This is a genomic window from Cupriavidus nantongensis (assembly GCF_001598055.1).
Lineage (GTDB): Bacteria > Pseudomonadota > Gammaproteobacteria > Burkholderiales > Burkholderiaceae > Cupriavidus > Cupriavidus nantongensis.
This window is the reverse complement of the sequence record NZ_CP014845.1, coordinates 1,169,680-1,188,480: the sequence shown is the minus strand read 5'-3', so window position 1 is coordinate 1,188,480 and position 18,801 is coordinate 1,169,680. Positions and strand designations below refer to the sequence as shown.

The window sequence follows — 18,801 nt, the reverse complement described above, 5'->3', positions numbered from 1 at the left end:
TCAGTTGAGCGTTTCCAGCGCGGGCAGGTCGAGCAGTTCGATGCCGCCATATTGAAGACGCAGCAGGCCGTGCGCCTCCAGCTCGCGCAGCGCGTGGTTCACGGTCTGGCGCGACAGGCCCAGCATCTGCGCCAGCTGCTCTTGCGCAATGCGCACGCGCCGCGTGGCAATGCCAGCGGGCAGGTTGCCGTAGCCATGCGCGATCGCCGCCAGCCGGCGCGCAACGCGGGCCACCGGCGGCAACAACTGCGCTTCCTCGACATAGTGGAAGGCCTCGCGCGTCTTGGCCGCCAGCAGTTGCCCGAACGCCTGCCACCATGCCGGCTGCTGCGCGAGGCGCTGCGCCAGGGCGGTGCGCGGCACGTGCCACAGCGTGGCGGCGCTGGCCGCGCGTGCGTCATGCGTGCGCGGCAGGCCGTCGAACAGGCAGATCTCGCCGAACCAGGTGCCGGGTTCGAGCAGGCCCAGCATCGCGGCCTTGCCCGATTCGCCGCTCGCATGGATCTGCATGGTGCCGCTGGCAACACAATACAGGCCATCGAAGCGGTCGCCGCGCGCAAACAGGGTCTCGCCGGCGAGCAGACGGCGCAGGCTGCCGTCGTCCAGCAGCGCCTGCCGCAGCGCCGGCGGCAACTGGCTGAACCACGCACCTGCACGCACCGCGGCGAGCGGGTCGCTGCATGGCAACATCGGACTGGACATCGTGTCTGGGGGTTGCGTCCTGCGGTCGTGTGGGGCGGGCAGAGCGGGGTATGGCGGCGTGCCAGCCGCATGCCCGCCTGCATGTCCGGGCACCTGGCGGAATGTCAAAAACCCGACAGACCCGCCGGTGCGCGACCACTACTATAAATCCACCTCGCGCCAGCCGCGCGCGCACCCGCACACCCGCACGCCATAACGCAGCCAAGGAGACGCCCCGTGAAAACCCTGATCGAACATCTCGCCAACTACGCCGCCTACCATCGCGATCCGCGCAACGTCTTCACGCATTTCATCGGCATCCCGATGATCGTGCTGGCCGTGACCACGCTGCTGGCGCGGCCGGCGCTGGCTCTCGGCGATGGCAGCGCCGTGCTGACCCCCGCCATGCTGCTGCATATCCTGGCGTGCCTGTTCTACCTGCGGCTGTCGCTGGGCTTCGGCGTGGCGATGGCGCTGGTTCTCGCGGTGTTCCTCTACGCCGGCGCGCAGATCGCGGCGATGCCGACCAGCTGGTGGCTCGCGCTCGGCGTCGGGCTGTTCGTGGTGGGATGGGTGATCCAGTTCATCGGCCACTATTACGAAGGGCGCAAGCCCGCCTTCGTCGACGACCTGGTGGGGCTGCTGATCGGCCCGCTGTTCCTGGTCGCCGAAACGGCGTTTGCGCTGGGCCTCGCACGCGAAACGCGCGACGCCATGGCCGCCCGCGCGCACTGAGCAGGGGCTGCCGCGCCGGTCCCCGGATCGCCAAAGCGGGGGGACGTAGGCCGTTTTCGCGCTCGACTGAGGCAAAGCCGCGACAAAACCCGGGGTTTTCACCGGGTTTTGCGTGTCGCATGCATGAAAACCCCTTGACGTACGGCACTTTCCGCTATGATTCAGTGGGCGTCGATCAGGCGATTGCGCAACGCTCAGCAGCAATGCAAAACACCTGCCGGCATCCATCTGTTCAACTTACGAATATCGATATGGCGACCAAAGCGAAACCGACCGCGAAGACTGCAACCAAGCCCGCCGCCAAGAAGGCTGCGGCAACCAAGGCACCCGTGAAGGCTGCCGCCAAGAAGGCCACGCCGGCCAAGAAGGCTGCTCCCGCCGCTGCGCCCGTTGCGCGCCCGCTGAAGGACACCTTCAACAAGTCGAGCCTGGTCGCTCACCTGGTAGCCCAGACGGAACTGGAAGCCAAGACCGTGAAGACGGTGCTGGCCCACCTGGAAAACACCATCGTCGGCGCGCTGAACAAGAAGGGCGCTGGCGAGTTCACGCTGCCCGGCCTGCTGAAGGTCACGGCGCAGCAAGTGCCGGCCAAGAAGAAGCGCTTCGGCAAGGACCCGTTCACCGGTGAAGAGCGCTGGTTCCCGGCCAAGCCGGCCAGCGTCAAGGTCAAGGTCCGTCCGCTGAAGAAGCTGAAGGACGCCGCAGCCTGATCTGCGCCAGTTGTCCAGAAAGAAAAGGAGCCGCTTGCCGGCTCCTTTTCTTTCTGGCCGCCGGCACCAATCCGGCAGCGTTTAATCCAGGTCAATTCGGTGGCCATGTCGCCCACCTAGAATCGACTACGTCATGGGTGCGGGGGCGCTCCCCATGACAGAGCTTCGGGAGTCTTCCTGAAGCTTCCGCCCGCGGCTGCAACGGCCGCGGGTTTTTTATTGGGCGGCCGCCAGACGGCGCGGCAGGTCAGGCCACCAGTTGCTTGGCGTAGGTGGCGCGCACCATCTCGCAGACCTCTACGGACACCTGCACGTTCTGGCCGGTGCCGCCGCCCGAGCGCACGGCTTCGGCAATCACATCGCAGACCGCTTGCGCCAGCGCCTGGCGCACGGCGGTATCGCGCCCGTCCAGGATCGACAGGCGCGCATGGACAAAGGCCCGCTCGACGGCATCGATGCCCTGGCGGTAGGTCGACAGCGTGATGCAGCGCGACTTGATATCCGCCTCCTGGAACTGGCCGGAAGCCAGCAGGGCGGCATTGGCCTCATCCAGCAGCTCTTCCTGCGAGCAGTTCAGGCGGGTGTTTTCGGTCAGTTCGATGACGAGGTGAGGCATGGCGGGTCCTGGCACATAGCTCCGGCATGGGGCCGGCGACAGCGAGCATGATACGGGATCGTTGCAGCGAGGATGCGCCGGAGCGACGGATCCCGTCGGTCATCCCGTCGCTCGGCATCGTTCATTGCAGATCGCCGGATGCAAAACGGGGCGCCCGTGGGCGCCCCGTCGGGGACTGCATGGCAGTGTCGGATCAGGCGTGGACGGCCGTCGCTTCGCGTGCCGGTGCCAGCGCGCTGCCGAAGCGGGCAGGGTCGTCGCGCGCCAGCTGCTGCAGCTGCGCCAGCTTGGCCTTGAGGCCGGCATCGAGCTTGGGCGCCGGCATCACCGTCGACGGGCAGGCCACGCCCAGGATCTCCAGCGCCTGCTGGAAGTTCTCCAGGGTCAGGCCCACCGCCGGATCGACCGTGACCAGGTGCTCGCGCAGCGCCTCGGGCATCGACTCGGCCGCGGCGCAGGACAGGATCACGTAATGGACCGGGCGCGCTCCCTGCGCGAAAAACGCTTCGATCTCGGCGCCGTGGCCGCCAGCGACCGGCGGCGTCATGGCTTCGACCTGCAGGTCCAGCTGTTGCAGGATGGCGGCCGGGGTGCCCCGGCGCCAGGCATCGGATACCACCACACGGGCGCCCGCCACGCCGAACAGCCTGCGCACGAACCCAAGCGCGACCGGGTCGAAAAACCTCACGTCGCGCGGCGTGCCCGAATCCGGAATGCCGCCGAGGCGGGCGCGGGAGCGGTCGGAGTACAGGACGCCGGGTACGTCCAGCATGATCAGTCGTTCAGCCATGGTTTCCTGTGCGGGTGCCCAGTTCAGTTGGTGTGAAGCAAGGTTACTCGCCGCAACCGGGCTGTCACGTTACCGGGGCTGGTTCAGTTGCAACATATCTGTAACTTCGTCGCGGAAGACGTAAATGCCGGTTACGTCGTCATGACAAATGTTTCGCCCCGACACATCTTGGCGGCGCCTGCCTGGTCACGGCTGCCGGAAGCGAAAGCGCGCCACGTCGCTGGCCAGCGCCGCGGCCTGCTGGTCGAGCCGCGCCGCCTGGCCCGCGAGTTCGTCGACCAGCGCAGCATTCTGCTGGGCCGTCTGGCGTAGTTGCGCCGCCGCCTGCCCGGCGCCCTGCACGCTTTCGGCCTGCTCGTCCGCGAGCGTGCGCAAGCCCTCCGCGAGCGCATGGCTGTGGCCCACCGTCGCGGCGATGCGGTCCATCGCCGCCACCACGCTGCCGCTCAGGCTGGCGCCTTGCTGGATCTCGTGCGTGGCATTGCCGATGATGCCGCCGATCTCGCGCGCCGCCTCGGCGCTGCGCTGTGCCAGCGCGCGCACTTCCTGCGCCACCACGGCAAAGCCGCGGCCCGCCGGGCCCGCACGCGCCGCTTCCACGGCGGCGTTCAGCGCCAGGATATTGGTCTGGAACGCGATGCTTTCGATCACGCCGACAATCTCGGCGATATGGCGCGAGTGGCCGTGCAGGGCGTCCATGGCAGCGCGCATGCGCTGCACCACGGCCGCGCCGTCGTCGGTGGCGGCGCGGGCGGCGCTGGCCATCTCGCTCGATTCGGTGGCCTGCGCATGCGCGGCGGCGACATGCGCGGCCAGCGCCTGCATGCTGTCGGTGGTCGCATCGAGCGCGCTCGCCTGCTGCTCGGTACGTGCCGACAGGGCCTGGTTGCCCGCCGCGATCTGCTGGCTGGCCGCGGTGATCTCGTGGGCGCTGGCCTGGATCCGCGCCAGCACGCCGGCGAGCTGGTCGCGCATGCTGGCCACATGGTGCAGCATGCTGCTGTGGTCCGCCGGGCGCAGCGCGATCGGGGCGGTCAGGTCGCCGGCGGCAATGCGGCGGGCGATCTCGGCGGCATCGCGCGGCTCGCCGCCCAGTTCGGCACGCAGGCTGCGCGCGGCAATCCACGCAAGCGCGGCGGCAGCGAGCAGGCTGGCGCCGAGCAAGGCCGCCATCCAGGCCTGCGCGCGCAGCTGGCTGGCGGCGACGCTGGCAACGGTGGCGGCGGCCTGCTGCTCCTGCTGGCGGCGCACGGCCTCGACCTGGGTGCTGAGCCGCTGCAGTTGCTCGGTGACGAAATGGCCGTCGACCGAAACCGCGCTGTCGAATTGCAGCGGATCCAGCGGCTGCTTGCGCAGCAACGCCACGTAGGCGTGGGCCAGCTCGCTGGCGCGCTGGCGTTCGCGCAGCAGTGGCGCCGCCTGGGCGGGGGCGGCCCGCTGCACGCCGGCCAGTGCCGCATCGAGTTGCGCCAGCGCCGCCGCGATCTCGTCGGCGGCGCCGTCGCGCTCGGTGCTGCTGGTGGCCATGGTCAGCGCCAGCTGCGCGCGCCCGAGCGCGGCCAGTGCCGATTGCGCCCGCTCCGCCGAGATCGCGCCGTGCATGTCGTGCTGGTACAGGGTATCGGTGCGCGCCTTGATCGAGACCAGGTTGGCGATGCCGGTCAGGCCGACCGCGGCGCCGAACAGGTAGACCAGGGCAAAGGCAGCGCACAGGCGCGCCACCAGCGGCAGGCGGCCCAGCCGCGCCAGCCAGCGCGCGGGGGCAACTGCCCGAAGCTGGCCGGGCAGGGATGTCTTGAAAACTTGCAACACGGAGATGACTCCAGACGGGCGCACCGGCGTGACCAGCCTGCGCGGCCCGGGCTTGACCCGATTCGCCGCTGGCGCCGTCCTCTGTACGGGACGGTCGCCGCGGCGCACGGATCGTCGTCGATCAACGTGACGCCAACGTGACATGCTTCCAATATGGACTGTCATCGCGCTGTCATGTGGATGTCATGCAATGTGGGCCGCACTGCGCCTCCCCGCTCCCGCATCATTCCCCCGCTTGCTTCCTATGAATGGCCTGACCGTCGCCACGCTCCAGCACGACCCTGCCTCCGACGCCGCCAGCGTTGTCCCGGGCGGGACCGTGCTTGCGCCGGCGCGCCTGCCGCCGCTGCACGCCGTGTTCCAGCCGATCGTGCAGGCGGACAGCGGCGCCATCCTTGGCTACGAAGCGCTGATCCGCGGGCCCGTGGGCTCGCCGTGGGCGGCCCCTGACGCGCTGTTCCGGCTGGTGCAGGGCGTTCCCGCCACCATCGCGCTGGAGGTGGAAGCGGCGCGCACCGCGCTGGTTGCGTGGCGCGGTTTCGATCTGCCCGGCAAGCTCTTTCTCAATTTCAGCCCGCAGACCTTGCGCCACCTGCTGGCGGACCGGGGGCGGCTGATGGCGGCGCTGCTCGAAGCCGGCATTGCACCGTCGCGGCTGGTAATCGAGGTCACCGAGCAGACCCCGATCGGCGACGCCGCCAGCTTTGGCATGGCCATGGCGGTGCTGCGCGAACTCGGCATGCAATACGCGCTGGACGATTTCGGCACCGGGCACGCCAACCTGGACTTGCTCGCGCACCTGTCGCCGCATTTCGTCAAGATCGACAAGTCACTGGTGCGCGGCATCGCGTCGTGCTCGCGCCGGCTGGAGATCCTGCGCGCGCTGCTGCGCATGATGAGTGCCTTTGGCGGGCGCGTGATCGCCGAAGGGATTGAAGACGAAGACGAGCTGGCCGTGGTGCGCGACCTCGGCGTGACCGGCGCCCAGGGCTATTACGTGGGACGGCCGGTGGCGCAGCCGGCGGCGCAGGCCGCGCTGCATGTGCGGCAGGCGCTGGCGTCGCGCCGCATTGCCGTGTTTCCGCAGATGGTGCGCTCGGGCTGGTCCGGCATCACCGCGGGACGGCTGCTGCGGCCGGCGCCGACGGTGTCGCCGTCGGCCAGCAACGATGCGGTGCTGCGCACCTTCCAGGACCAGCCCGAACTGCAGGCGGTAGCGGTGGTCAATGACGAGGGGCGGCCGCTGGCCATCATCGGCCGCCAGGCGTTTATCGACCGCTACGCGGCGCCGTTCCATCGCGAGCTTTATGGCAAGAAGGCCTGCATCGCCATGGCCAGCCGCGATCCTGCCTGCTTCGACCAGCGCGCCAGCCTGGAAGACATGGCGCAGATCCTGTCGGGCGAGAACACGCGCTCGCTCGCCGACGGCTTCGTGATCACCGACCAGGGCCGCTATATCGGGCTGGGCACCGGCGCCGACCTGATCCGGGCGATCACCGAGGTGCGCATGGAAGCGGCGCGCTACGCCAATCCGCTGACCTTCCTGCCGGGCAATATCCCGCTGAACCAGCATATCGAGCGGCTGATCGAGGCCGCCAGCGAATTCCATGCCTGCTATGTCGACCTGAACCACTTCAAGCCCTTCAACGACAAGTACGGCTACTGGAAAGGCGACGAGATGCTCAAGGGCGCGGCCGCGATCCTGGCCGAGGCGTGCGACCCGGCCCGCGACTTCCTGGGCCATGTGGGGGGCGACGATTTCCTGGTGCTGTACCAGAGTGCCGACTGGGCCGAGCGCATGCGCGCCGCAATCCTGCGCTTCAACGATGCGGCGCGCGCCATGTATGCGCCGCCCGACCGCGCCGCCGGCGGCATGCATGGCGAAGACCGGCACGGGCGGCCGGTGTTCTTTCCTCCGGTATCGATGGCGGTGGGGGTGGTGTGCGTCAGCGGCGAGGGCGTGGCCGGACTGCAGCGCCTGGGCAGCCAGCAGATCGGCGCCGCGGCGGCAGCGGCCAAGCGCGAAGCCAAGCGCTCCGCCGACGGCATGGCCGTGCTCGACTTCCTGGCGCTGTCGGCGACGCTGCCGGCGTAGCCCGGCTCAGTTGCCCGGCTCAGTTGCCCGGCTCAGTTGCCCGAGGGCCGTGGCGCGGTGGTTCGCGTCCCGGCCTTCGGCAGCCTGGGCGCGATGCTCTCTTCGAGCACGTCGAGCCGGTAGCCATGCGCGTAGACCACCGTGATCACGATGCCGTTGGCCACGCCGATGCGCAGCGTCTTGCGCAGCCGCGAGATCAGGCCCGCCAGCGCCCGCGACAGCGGCGGCAGTTCATGCCGCCAGATCGCCTGCTGGATGCGCTCGGCGGCCAGCACGCGGCCGACATTCGAGAACAGCATCATGGCCAGGTCGAATTCCTTCGGCGTCATGGCGATGCGCTCTCCGCGCAGCGTGGCGAAGCGCCCCATGCTGTTGAGTTGGTAGGGACCGGCCTGCACCACCAGGCCCTGGCGTACGCGTTCGCCGGTCACGCGCCGGCGCAAGGCGGTGATGCGCGCCATCAGCACGCGCGCATTGAGCGGGCGGCAGACGTAGTCGTCGGCGCCAGCGTCGAGCGCATCGACCAGCTTGTCTTCGCTGTCGTCGGCAGCCAGCAGGATGATCGGCACATCGCGCGAGCGCGCGCTGCGCACGGCGCGCACCACTTCCAGCGCCGGCAGGTCGGGCAGGGCGTCGTCGATCAGCAGCATGTCGTACAGCTCCTGGCTGATGCGGTGGATCAGCTCGCGGCCGGTCTCGAACACGCGGCAGCGGAAGCCGGCGCCCTCCAGCAGTTCGGCCACGGTACGGAGTTGGGGCGAAAAGCCCATCAGCAGCGCAATATTCATCGGAGGCGGACCACAGGGCAGGATACGAACCGTCAGGCGAAAGCCGGCAATGACGCCCGGGCCGCGGTCGGACAGCCGGGCCGCGGCACCGTGATGGCACCGCGTTGCCTAGCCGGAAAGCGTATTAAAAGTGCGGTACGAAAAACAATCAGACATTGCTGAAATATCTGTCGATTTTCGCGGTTCGCCGTGATCGGAGCGGAGGCGACGGAGAAGCTGCGGCGGCGGCGGGCCGCTACGGAAAGTTGTCCACAGTTCCTGTGGACAAACAGGGGCACGCTGCCCTGACAGCGGCCTGGCACCGTGATGCCATCGGCATGCCAAAAAAGAAGGCAGCTCCGAAGCAGCCTGCCCCGAAGAGGCAGCTCCGGCTGGCGGCGCACCAGGTGGCGCCAACATCCGGACCGGGCTGTGCCAAAATAGCGCGCATCGCGATCCGGTCAGCGGACACAAGCCCACCGATGCTGCAGAGCCCGAGTGTCATCGCCATCATCGTGCTGGCCTTTCACGTCGTAGGCGTGGTGGCCGCGCTGCATGCCGTCATGACGGTGCGCACCGCGCCGGGCGCGATTGCCTGGGCCGGCTCGCTGCTGATGATGCCGTATTTCACCCTGGTGCCTTACCTGATCTTCGGGCGCAGCACCTTTGCCGGTTATGTCGACGCGCGCCGCTTCAACGACGACCGGCTGCGCGAAATCCGACACGGCATGACCCCGCGCGAGCGCGAGGCACGCAGCGCGTGCGTGGTCCACGCGCCGGTGCAGGCCTGCATGCGCGCGCTGCCGCGCCTGACCGGCATGCCGTGCCTGGCCAACAACGATGTGCGGCTGCTGATCGACGGCGAGCAGACCTTCGAGGCCATCTTCGCGGCGATGGCGCGCGCCAGGCAGGTGTTGATCGTGCAGTTCTTTATCGTCCACGACGACGCACTGGGCCGGCAACTGCAGGCGCTGATGTGCGAGCGCGCGCAGGCCGGCGTCAAGGTGTACTTCCTGTTCGACCGCATCGGCTGCCACGCGATGTCGCGCCGCTACGTGCGCACGCTGCTCGATGCCGGGGTCGAGGCGCGGGCGTTCTCGACGCATCGCGGTTTCGTCAACCGGTTCCAGCTCAATTTCCGCAACCACCGCAAGCTGGTGGTCGTCGACGGCAGCGAAGCATTCATCGGCGGCCACAATGTCGGCGTCGAATACCTGGGCCAGCGTCCGCCGCTGGCGCCCTGGCGCGACACCCATATCGCGCTGCGCGGCAGCGCCGTGCTCGACTTGCAGATGGCCTTTGCCGAAGACTGGTACTGGGCCGCGCGCGAGGTGCCGCATCTGCTGATGCCGCCGCCCGAGGCGGGCGGCAGCATGACCTGCCAGGTGGTGCCGTCGGGGCCGGCCGATGCGCAGGAAACCTGCTCGCTGTTCTTTGTCGAGGCGATCCAGTCGGCGCGTCACCGGCTGTGGATCACGTCGCCGTATTTCGTGCCGGACGAGGCCGTGTTCGCGGTGCTGCGGCTGGCGGTGCTGCGCGGCGTGGATGTGCGCATCCTGATCCCGGCGCGGCCGGACCACCTGGTGGTCTATGCCGCCTCGACGCTGTACGCGCACAAGGCTATTGCCGCGGGCATCAAGATCTATCGCTATCAGCCTGGCTTCCTGCACCAGAAGGTGATTCTGATCGACGACGAGGCCGCCGCCATCGGCACCGCGAACCTCGACAATCGTTCGTTCCGGCTCAATTTCGAGCTGATGGTGATGACCGCGGACGAGGGCTTTGCGGCGCAGGTGGCCGCAATGCTCGAGGCCGATTTCGCGCAGGCCCGCCGGGTCGGGCTGGACGAGTTCCTCGCCGCGCCGGCACCGCTGCGCGTGGCGATGCACGTCGCCTCGCTGTTCGCGCCGATCCTCTGAGCCCTGGGGCTGCGCCGGCCCCGCCATCGTAAGCGCAACAAGCTTGTGACAGTTTGATTGTGTACACTGTTCACTATAAGACTCTGCACATCATGACCTGTCATTCGTTTTCCGGGAGGCCCGCATGAACCGGGAAGCCTCCGCACCGCCCGCACGGGCGACCTACCGCCATGGCGACCTGCGCCGCGCGCTGCTCGATGCCGGCATCGACCTGGCACGCGAGGGCGGCCCCGACGCCATTGTGCTGCGCGAGGCGACGCGGCGCGCCGGCGTAGTGCCCAATGCCGCGTACCGCCATTTCGCCAGCCGGCAAGACCTGTTGCAGGCGGTGCGCGCCTCGGCCCTGTCTTCGCTGGCGATCGCCATGGAGGCCGAAATCGGCGGGCTGCGCCCGGGCCGCGGCGCCGCCGCGCATGCGCGCGCCTGCCTGCGCGCGGTCGGCACGGGATACCTCCGCTTTGCCCTCACGGAAACCGGCCTGTTCCGCACGGCGTTTTCGGTGCCGGACGAGGTCGAGGACGACGCCGACCCGGCCAAGGCCGGCAACAGCGGCCTGAACCCGTTCCAGTTGCTGGGCGCGGCGCTGGACCAGCTGGTGGAGGCGGGGGTGCTGCCGGCCGAGCGCCGCCCGGGCGCCGAATACCTGGCATGGTCGGCCGTGCACGGGCTGGCGATCCTGCTGATCGACGGCCCGCTGCGCAGCCGCGCCAGCGAGCAGGCGGAGATCCTGGGGCAGCGCGTGCTCGAGATGGTCGAGAAGGGGCTGTAGCCCGAAATCGCGGCGTAGATCGCGGCGTAGAGCGCGGCGTAGAGCGCGGCATAGAGCGCGGTACAAAAAAAATGCCACGATGGCGGGGACCATCGTGGCAACGTAAGGAGCCAGGAAGGGGGGCAACCTGACTCGATCGGGCACCCAGGGTCGGGTGCAAGAGCAATGTATTCCGTTGTTTCTCACATGAATATCGGACACTTCTTAAATATGCCTTTGTTTTGTTCCGATATAGGCGCCCGCACGTCCATGGGTTGGCGCAGCGTGTCAGGCCGGGGCGGCTCACCGGAATGCAGGGGCGGTCGCGCGGTCTAACTTTCGTGCCTGGCGGGTCCGGCAGGCCGAACGCTGACGGTGGGGAGGGCATCATGCGATACGGAATCGGAGTGGCCCTGGTCGCGGCTGCGCTGGCAGGGTGCGTGACGTACCCGTATGGCGGCGACCCGTATCCGGCATATCCCGCCTACGCGGTGTCGACGCCGTACTACCAGGCCTATCCGGCCTATCCCGCCTATCCCGCCTATCCGGCATACGGCTATCCGTACTACCGACCGTGGCCCGCCTATGGCAGCTTCGCCTTTATCTATGGCGGCGGACGCGGCGGCCATCACTGGCATGGCAATGGCCACCGCGGGCGCGGTGGCTGGCATGGCGGGGGGCGCGGGGGTGGCAGAGAAGGCGGCAGAGGCGGGGGCGGCAGGGGCCGCTGAGCGGTGGGCGTCCGCATGGCAATGCCATGCCGCCAGGGTTACCATCGGCTCAAGGTCGCCAACGGAGTCTTATTGCCATGAGCAAGCCCGCACAGAAGCAACAGCCCCAACCGACGAAGCCGGCGCGGCAGCCATCCAGAGACGAACGGATCGAGCGCGAACTGGATGAGGCGCTGGAAGAAACCTTCCCCGCCAGCGACCCGATCGCGGTCGACACCGACGGGCCACGCCGGCCCGGCAAGTCGAAGCCAGAGAAGTAAAGCGCAGGAAAATAATGCGTCCGGATGCGCGGACGCGCTAGCAGGCCGCTGAAATACCTCCGGTGGACGTCAGCGCGACAACTGGCTGAAGCGTTGATTTGAGGAACCCATCCAACTCCACTTTCATGCGCGGCGCAGATACCTTCACGGAAAGTTTGTTCACTATGCGGAGGCTGGATGATTTCGTGCCGAAGTCCCACCCGCTGCGCTCGATCCGCGCCATGGCCAACCAGGCGCTGGTAAAGATGGACCGGTTGTTCGCACAGATGTACGAGGACGATATCAAGGGTGGCCAGCCCAGCATCGCGCCGGAGAAGTTGCTGCGGGCCATGCTGCTGCAGGTGCTCTACAGCGTTCGCTCCGAACGCCAACTCATGGAGCAGACGCAGTACAACCTGCTGTTTCGCTGGTTCATCGGGCTGTCGATGGACGACACCGTTTGGGTGCCCACGGTCTTCACCAAGAACCGCGAGCGGCTGATCAAGCATGATGCGGTGATCCAGTTTTTCAACGAGGTGCTGGCCATCGCGCAGAAGAAGAACTGGCTGTCGGGCGAGCACTTCAGCGTGGACGGCACGCTGATTCAGGCGTGGGCAGGCCACAAGAGCTTCGTGCGCAAGGACGGCGGCGACGACAAGGACGACAACGACGGCGCCAACTTCAAAGGTCGCACGCGCAGCAACGAGACGCACGAGTCCAAGACCGATCCCGATGCCAAGCTGTACCGCAAGGGCAAAACTGCGAGTGAACTTCGCTATATGGGTCATACCCTGAGCGACAACCGTCACGGCCTGGTGGTGAGCGCCATGGTGACCAATGCGGACGGACATGCTGAGCGCGAGGCCGCGAAGGTGATGCTCAACGATGCCCGACAGGTGACGGACGACCCGAACACCGAAATCACGGTGGGTGCAGACAAGGGCTACGACGCGCAAGAGTTCATTCAAGCCTGCCTGGAACTGAAGGTGACGCCCCACGTGGCACAGAACACCTCGGGGCGCCGCTCGGCCGTTCCTGATGCCATTGCTTGCAGCGCCGGGTATGCCGTTTCGCAGCAAAAGCGCAAGCTGATCGAACAAGGCTTCGGATGGGTCAAGACTGTCGGGCGCATGCGCCAGGTGATGGTGCGTGGACTGAAGCGAGTCGACCAGATGTTCGTGCTGAGCATGGCCGCCTACAACCTCGTGCGCATGCGCTCACTGGGACAAATCCGTCCGCAGTTGCAGTAATCGCGGTAATGAGGCCGGAATCGGGCGCCAAACCGCCGAAAAAATCGATGTAGGGACGTCCCGCTTCCAGATTGTGAAAAATCGCAAGCCTACTGCCTTGCAGGGGGAAGCCTCGCCTCTTGTACGGGGAGTACTTCAGCAACCTGCTAGGGCAGCTGGCGCAGCTGCCCGATCACGGACATCAGCCGCCCGTGCGCGACGATGACGCCGGACTCGTCCTGCAGTGCTTCCTGGTAGCGCTTGCGGAACGCGGGATCGGCGCCGTCGCTGAAGAGTTTTTCGGCGGCGCGCCCGACGGCACGGCAGGTGTCGTCGTGGTGTTCCTTGGACTCGAGCTCTTCGTCGATCTCGATGATCAGGCGCGACAGCGGGTCGAGCCAGCGAAAGTAATTGTCTTCAGTCACCAGCTGGACAAACAGGCCGGCCGGAATCGGGCCGTTCAGGCGTTCATACTGCGCCCGGTCATAGCCGATGACTTCCTTGTGAACCTGCAGCAGGGCCGCGCGCAGGGCCTTCAGGCCTGAGCGGCGCGTTTCCTGCGTGGCGAGGAATTGTTCGTTGGGCATGCCCATCTCCGCGTTTCCACTTGATCGGGTCCGGTCAGCGGCGCGTCGTCGCATGCCTGTACCGCCAGCGCTTGGGTGGCGGTGACTGTCTGCCGGATGTTCCGTGCGCGGCGTCCAGCCTGTGCCGGCACCGTCCCGCGCGCCTGCCAGTATAGGCAGGCCCCGCGGGGCGAGCCAGAGGCGCCGGCTAGCGAAATACCCGTATTTGCGCCGGCCCCGGCGCATGGTTGGCGGACATGGCGAGTCGCTCAGGGGCCGTCGGTCGCATCCGGTGCCAGCAGGTCGGCCGCGCGCGAGCGCCGTGCATCGGCCGCGCGGAAGTAGCGCACCACCGTCGATACGCTGGCATGGCCGGTCATGGCCATGGTTTCAGCCAGCGGCACTTGCTGCGCCGCCGCTTCCGTGACAAAGCCCGAGCGCAGCGAATGCGCGGAATAGTCGCCATCCAGCCCCGCCAGCGCGCAACGCGCCTTGACGATGCGGCTGACCGCTGCATCCGACAACCCTTCTCCCACATGCCCGCCGCGCCGGATGCGGCGAAACAGCGGGCCGTGTTCGATCCCCGCGGCGGCCAGCCACGCCTCCAGCGCCTGCCCGGCGGCGCCGGTGACGGGCTTGGCGGTATCGGCGCGCTCGCTGCCCGACTGGTTGGTCTTCGACCAGCCCAGCACATAGACATAGTCCGCGGGCCCCACGCGCGTCAGGTTGTCCATGGTGGCGCGCGCGACTTCCGAGCGCCGGCGCCCGCCGCTGGCCCACGCGAACAGCAGCAGCGCGCGGTCGCGCAGCCCGGCCAGCGAGCCATCGCAGGTATCGAGCAGGCGCAGCAGCGGCGCGCGCGTCAGGGCGGCCTTGCGCGCCTGCCGGTGGCCGCGCCGCGCGTAGGCGCGCCGGGTGCTGGCCATCAGTTCGCGCACGCCGGCATCGGCGCAGGGGTTGGGCAGGCCTTGCAGCTGGTGGGCCTTGGCGATGACCGCGAGCCGGTGGGTCAGCGTGGACAGCGCGGGCGGGCCGGGTCGTGCCTTGCATCCGTCAGCGACCAGCGCCTGGTCGATCGCTGCGGGCATCTCGCAGACAGGGCCCTGCGGCGTCTGCCGCGTGGCGTGGTCGACGATGAACTGGATAACGACCGCGGGCGCAAGCGGAAGCCGCACTGGCTGCCGGTAGCGCAGGGCATACCAGGCAGACCAGTAGCGAAGTGCGGAGCGGTAGCTTGCCACCGTGTTTCGGGATTCGCCTTCCTGACGCAACGCGTTGGCCGCCTGCTCGGCGAGAGGATCCAGTTGGGACGTGCGGAGCGGGGCCGGTAAGTCGACATCAGAGGGAATCGGTGGAAAGTATGCCTCGTGGGCGGCTCGGGTTCTGATCATATTAAATATGATGTATGCTGTAATATATCATACATAAATATGAGATAACAGTCGATAAGTCTCCATTATCGAACCTTATTTGTGATTTTTCAGTGACTAGCCGAGTCCCACCTATGGAAACGCTCCGCAGCCGAGGTATCACCCGCGATGACGTCTGGCAGGCCGCCGACAGCCTGCTGAAGGCCGGCCAGCGGCCGACCATCGAACGCATCCGCCTGCATCTGGGGCGGGGCTCGCCAAACACGGTGAGTCCGCACCTGGATGCATGGTTTGCCGCCCTGGGCGGGCGGATCCAGGATCCGCAGGGTTTCGCGCCGGCGCCAGGCTGTCCCGAGCCTGTCACCGAAGCCGCGCGCTACCTGTGGGAGGCGGCGCTGCAAAGCGCCAGGGCCTCGGCCGAGGCCGCGTTGGCGCAGCGCGAAGCCGCGCTGGTGGAAGCCAGCACGGCGCTGCAGCAGGAACGCGAAGCGCTGGCGCAGCAGCGCCAGGTCATGCAGGCGCGGCTCGAAGGCGCGGAGGCTGCCATGGTGGAACTGACGCGGGCGCGCGACGAGGCGACCGAGCGTGCCGCGCGCGCCGAAACCGCTGCCGCCGCATGGCAGCAGCAGGCCGAAGCGCTGCGCGCCGAGCATGCCGCGGCGCTGGCGGCGCGCCAGGCCATGCAGGACGATTTCGACGCCCGGCGCGCCGCGTGGGACCAGGAACGCGAAACGCTGATGCAGCGCACCGCCGCCAATGAGCGCCGCATGGCGCTGGAACTCGATGCGGCGCGGGTGGCCGCCAGGGAGGCGCAAAAGCTGCTCGAGGCCGAGCGCAAGGCGGCGGTCGAGCGGCTGAGCCGGGCCGCCGAGGCGGCGTCGCGCCAGGGCAGCGAGATGAACCGGCTCGGCCAGGCGATTGCGGTGCTCGAGGAAAGGGTGCGCCAGCGCGAAAGCCTGCTGGCGGAGTACCGCGAGCAGGCCGTCGCGGCGCCCGCTGAAGCCGGGGCCGCTGCGGCCGCCCCCACGCCGGCGCGGCGGAGCCGGCCGGCCCGCGTCGCGCTGTCCGCCGCCAAGGGGCGGCGACGTGGCCGCGGGCTGTAGCCACGCGGCGCTTCCCCGTAAAATGGGCAGCATAAGGCATGTGGGCATTAGCTCAATTGAGCTAGACTGAAAACTCATTTGATGAGGTTCGCCATGCCGCTCAAGCTCACGCCCGAAGGCCATTATCCGCCCGCCCACGAACGCCGGCCCGCGCGCGAACTCGGCGTCAATAGCTACCTGGCGGTCTACGAGGCCACGCTGTCGACCGAAGGCGCGATGTCGGTGATCCACGCCATCCGCGAAGGCGTACCGGCTTCCGACCTCAACCGGCTGGCCGAATCCATGGGCACGAGCAAGGAACAGCTGATCAAGACGCTGGACCTGCCGCGTGCCACCGTCGACCGCAAGGCGCGCGCGCACCAGAACCTGTCGAGCGAGCAGAGCGAGCGCGTGCTCGGCATGGTGCGGCTGGTTGGCCAGGTGCAGGCGCTGGTGGAAGGCTCGGGCGATGCGCGCGGCTTCAATGCGGCGCAGTGGGTGGCGCAGTGGCTGGAGCAGCCGTCGCCGGCGCTGGGCGGGCAACGTCCCGCCGCGCTGATGGATACCGTCGCGGGCCAGCGCATCGTCTCCGACCTGGTGGCGCGGATGCAGAGCGGGGCCTACGCTTGAGGCCGGCCTGGCGCATCGCGACCGACACGCCCCTCTACACCGCGGACGATGCCAGCGGAGCCGGCGCGAAGGCGACCGGGGGACGCTGGAACCGGCAGGGCACGCCGCTGATTTACGCGGCGTCCAGCATTGCGCTGGCGTGCCTGGAAACGCTGGTCCACCTGGGCTCGGCCGGCCTGCCGCTGAACCGCTACCTGGTCCGCATCGATATTCCCGACGACTTGTGGGCCGAGGCAGGCCACTTGACGGCTGCCAGCGCACCGGTCGGCTGGGATGCCATTCCCGCCGGCAAGACCAGCCTCGACACCGGCGAGGCCTGGGTCCGCGCCGGCACCAGCGCCTTGCTGCTGGTGCCTTCGATCGTGATTCCCGAGGAGTACAACGTGCTGGTCAATCCCTTGCACGCGGATGCCGGGCGGCTGGCCTATGCCAAGGTGCGCCGCTGGCATTACGACGCGCGCCTGGCCTGAGGCGCGGTCAGGCCGCGCCGCCGGCGCGCAGCAGGTGCTTCTGGATCTTGCCGCTGGTGGTCTTGGGCAGCGCTTCGACGAAATGGTAGCGGCGCGGCCGCTTGTAGGCGGCAAGCCGGTCGCCTTGCAGCAGGAAGGCATCGAGCTGTTCCGCGCTGGGCGCGGCGCCGCCGCGTGCCACCACATAGGCGCCGACCACGTGGCCCCAGGTGGGATCGGGCTCGCCAAGTACCGCGACTTCGAGCACGCCGGGATGTTCGATCAGGGCATCTTCCACCTCGCGCGGATAGACGTTCTCGGCGCCGGAATTGATCATGTAGTCGATGCGGTCGCGGATCCACAGGTAGCCGTCGGCGTCCAGGCTGCCGAGGTCGCCGGTGTGGTACCAGCCGTGCGCCAGCGCGCGTGCGTTGGCGTCCGGGCGGTTCAGGTAGCCCTTCATCATGCACGGGCCCCGCACCAGCACTTCGCCGACTTCGCCTGGCGCGCACGGCTGCGATGGGTCGGTCGGTGCGCCGTCGTCGCGCAGCCTTGCCACCACCAGTTCGTGGCCAAGTGCGGGCAGCCCTGCCGAGCCGGCACGGCTCAGTTGTTCGTGCGGGTAGAGCACCGACATGCACGGTCCCATTTCCGTGGTGCCGTAGACCTGCACCAGCCCGGCGCCGACTTTGCGGTCCCATTCGCGGATCAGGTGCGGCGCCATCGAGGCGCCGCCATACTCCACCAGCCGCAGGGAGGACAAGTCGCGCGTGGCGGCGTCAGGATGGTCGAGCAGCATGCCGACCATGGTCGGCGCCGCGAAGAAGTGCGTCACGCCCTCGGCTTCGACCAGTTGCCACGCCTCGCCCGCGTCGAAGCGGCGCTGCAGTACCTGGGTGGCGCCGACCTGCAGCCGCGGCAGGAAGCTGGTGTGCAGCTCGGCGGTGTGGTTCAGCGGTGCGATCGACAGGCCGACGTCCTCGCGCGACAGCATCATGGCCTGGTGCATCATCGCGTTGTGCTGCAGCTTGCTGCGATGGCTGTGCATGACGCCCTTGGGCCGGCCGGTGGTGCCGCTGGTGTACATCAGGATGCAGGGGTCGTTCTCGTCGACCGTCACCGTCGGCGGCGTGTCGGGCTGGCCTGCCGCCAGCGTGTCGAGCCGGTGCGTGGCGTAGGCGGGCGCCGGGTCGGCGTCGGCATAGAGGCGCAACGCGGTGCCGGGCGCCAGTTCGGCGGCCTTTTCCACGACGGCCGCGCCTTCGCGTTCGAACAGCAGCGCCCTGGCGCCGCCGTCGTTCAGGATGTAGGCCAGTTCCTGCGCCGCCAGGCGGTAGTTGACCGGATTGAAGACCGCGCCGAGGCGGGCCGTGGCCAGCAGCGCAAAGACGAAGGCGGGCGTGTTGTAGAGGAAGGCCGCCACCACGTCGCCCTTGCCGATGCCTAGCGACTGCAAGGCATGCGCGTGGCGGTTGACCTCGGCGTCCAGCTGGGCATACGTCCACGCGCGCCGCCCGGCGCCGATGCCGCTGACCAGCGCGGTCTTGCGCGGCAGGTTGCGCGCGCACCAGGTAAGGGTGTCGCCGAGGGTGATGCCGCAGGTCAAGGTCGGGCTCCGTCGTGTCCGCTGCC

Annotated in this window: 19 protein-coding genes; 11 read left to right on the top strand and 8 right to left on the bottom strand. The window is 68.3% G+C overall.

The window, feature by feature from the left end; genetic code table 11:
- On the bottom strand, nt 1-702 hold the full coding sequence (locus A2G96_RS26460; RefSeq protein WP_062803157.1) for a Crp/Fnr family transcriptional regulator: 702 nt from the start codon (nt 700-702) through the stop codon (nt 1-3).
- A gap of 216 nt (nt 703-918) precedes the next feature.
- Between A2G96_RS26460 and A2G96_RS26455 the strand changes: the two genes are divergently transcribed.
- Both A2G96_RS26455 and A2G96_RS26450 read left to right on the top strand, forming a co-directional pair.
- Entirely contained in the window at nt 919-1,416 is a 498-nt protein-coding gene (locus tag A2G96_RS26455; protein ID WP_062803156.1) for an Mpo1 family 2-hydroxy fatty acid dioxygenase, read from the top strand.
- 251 nt (nt 1,417-1,667) lie between these two features.
- Nucleotides 1,668-2,126 (top strand): HU family DNA-binding protein, encoded by a 459-nt coding sequence (locus tag A2G96_RS26450; RefSeq protein ID WP_026163989.1) that lies wholly within the window; start codon nt 1,668-1,670, stop codon nt 2,124-2,126.
- A gap of 247 nt (nt 2,127-2,373) precedes the next feature.
- Here the strand turns inward: A2G96_RS26450 and A2G96_RS26445 are convergent, their stop codons facing one another.
- From A2G96_RS26445 to A2G96_RS26435, 3 genes are all read right to left on the bottom strand, one after another.
- The gene (locus A2G96_RS26445; protein WP_062803155.1) at nt 2,374-2,742 is read right to left on the bottom strand and encodes a 5-carboxymethyl-2-hydroxymuconate Delta-isomerase; all 369 of its coding nucleotides are present in this window, start codon (nt 2,740-2,742) and stop codon (nt 2,374-2,376) included.
- 193 nt (nt 2,743-2,935) lie between these two features.
- Nucleotides 2,936-3,532 (bottom strand): HAD domain-containing protein, encoded by a 597-nt coding sequence (locus tag A2G96_RS26440; RefSeq protein ID WP_062803154.1) that lies wholly within the window; start codon nt 3,530-3,532, stop codon nt 2,936-2,938.
- 186 nt (nt 3,533-3,718) lie between these two features.
- Nucleotides 3,719-5,344: a methyl-accepting chemotaxis protein gene (locus tag A2G96_RS26435; protein ID WP_062803153.1), complete on the bottom strand. Its 1,626-nt coding sequence runs from the start codon at nt 5,342-5,344 to the stop codon at nt 3,719-3,721.
- Between the two features lie 244 nt (nt 5,345-5,588).
- On the opposite strand from A2G96_RS26435, the gene A2G96_RS26430 reads away from it, so the two are divergent.
- Nucleotides 5,589-7,439, top strand: coding sequence for an EAL domain-containing protein (locus A2G96_RS26430; protein ID WP_062803152.1), 1,851 nt, complete (start codon nt 5,589-5,591; stop codon nt 7,437-7,439).
- Between the two features lie 32 nt (nt 7,440-7,471).
- Here the strand turns inward: A2G96_RS26430 and A2G96_RS26425 are convergent, their stop codons facing one another.
- Nucleotides 7,472-8,227, bottom strand: coding sequence for a response regulator transcription factor (locus A2G96_RS26425; protein ID WP_062803151.1), 756 nt, complete (start codon nt 8,225-8,227; stop codon nt 7,472-7,474).
- A gap of 461 nt (nt 8,228-8,688) precedes the next feature.
- Here A2G96_RS26425 and cls point away from each other — a divergent pair, with 461 nt between their 5' ends.
- The 5 genes from cls to A2G96_RS26400 all read left to right on the top strand — a co-directional run bounded on the left by cls (nt 8,689) and on the right by A2G96_RS26400 (nt 13,093).
- Nucleotides 8,689-10,125, top strand: coding sequence for a cardiolipin synthase (gene cls, locus A2G96_RS26420; protein ID WP_062803150.1), 1,437 nt, complete (start codon nt 8,689-8,691; stop codon nt 10,123-10,125).
- Nucleotides 10,126-10,249: 124 nt separating this feature from the next.
- Nucleotides 10,250-10,894 (top strand): TetR/AcrR family transcriptional regulator, encoded by a 645-nt coding sequence (locus A2G96_RS26415; protein ID WP_062803149.1) that lies wholly within the window; start codon nt 10,250-10,252, stop codon nt 10,892-10,894.
- Nucleotides 10,895-11,262: 368 nt separating this feature from the next.
- Nucleotides 11,263-11,604: a hypothetical protein gene (locus A2G96_RS26410; RefSeq protein WP_062803148.1), complete on the top strand. Its 342-nt coding sequence runs from the start codon at nt 11,263-11,265 to the stop codon at nt 11,602-11,604.
- Between the two features lie 77 nt (nt 11,605-11,681).
- Nucleotides 11,682-11,864 carry a hypothetical protein gene (locus A2G96_RS26405; RefSeq protein WP_062803147.1) on the top strand — a complete coding sequence of 61 codons (183 nt, stop codon included), beginning with the start codon at nt 11,682-11,684 and terminating at the stop codon, nt 11,862-11,864.
- Between the two features lie 125 nt (nt 11,865-11,989).
- Entirely contained in the window at nt 11,990-13,093 is a 1,104-nt protein-coding gene (locus tag A2G96_RS26400; protein ID WP_062799342.1) for an IS5 family transposase, read from the top strand.
- A 146-nt stretch (nt 13,094-13,239) separates the two neighbouring features.
- Here the strand turns inward: A2G96_RS26400 and A2G96_RS26395 are convergent, their stop codons facing one another.
- Complete coding sequence (locus A2G96_RS26395) at nt 13,240-13,665, bottom strand: hypothetical protein (protein WP_062803146.1); 426 nt, start codon at nt 13,663-13,665, stop codon at nt 13,240-13,242.
- Nucleotides 13,666-13,907: 242 nt separating this feature from the next.
- Nucleotides 13,908-15,029 (bottom strand): site-specific integrase, encoded by a 1,122-nt coding sequence (locus A2G96_RS26390; protein WP_062803145.1) that lies wholly within the window; start codon nt 15,027-15,029, stop codon nt 13,908-13,910.
- 113 nt (nt 15,030-15,142) lie between these two features.
- On the opposite strand from A2G96_RS26390, the gene A2G96_RS26385 reads away from it, so the two are divergent.
- The 3 genes from A2G96_RS26385 to A2G96_RS26375 all read left to right on the top strand — a co-directional run bounded on the left by A2G96_RS26385 (nt 15,143) and on the right by A2G96_RS26375 (nt 17,190).
- Nucleotides 15,143-16,111 carry a DNA-binding protein gene (locus tag A2G96_RS26385; RefSeq protein ID WP_062803144.1) on the top strand — a complete coding sequence of 323 codons (969 nt, stop codon included), beginning with the start codon at nt 15,143-15,145 and terminating at the stop codon, nt 16,109-16,111.
- A 93-nt stretch (nt 16,112-16,204) separates the two neighbouring features.
- Entirely contained in the window at nt 16,205-16,720 is a 516-nt protein-coding gene (gene parS, locus A2G96_RS26380; RefSeq protein WP_062804143.1) for a type II RES/Xre toxin-antitoxin system antitoxin, read from the top strand.
- Nucleotides 16,717-17,190, top strand: a complete 474-nt coding sequence (locus A2G96_RS26375; protein ID WP_062803143.1) for an RES family NAD+ phosphorylase — start codon at nt 16,717-16,719, stop codon at nt 17,188-17,190. Before parS ends, A2G96_RS26375 begins: the two co-directional genes overlap by 4 nt.
- Nucleotides 17,191-17,197: 7 nt before the next feature.
- On the opposite strand, the gene A2G96_RS26370 is transcribed toward A2G96_RS26375, so the two are convergent.
- On the bottom strand, nt 17,198-18,775 hold the full coding sequence (locus A2G96_RS26370) for a fatty acid--CoA ligase (protein ID WP_062803142.1): 1,578 nt from the start codon (nt 18,773-18,775) through the stop codon (nt 17,198-17,200).
- Between the last annotated feature and the right edge of the window lie 26 nt (nt 18,776-18,801).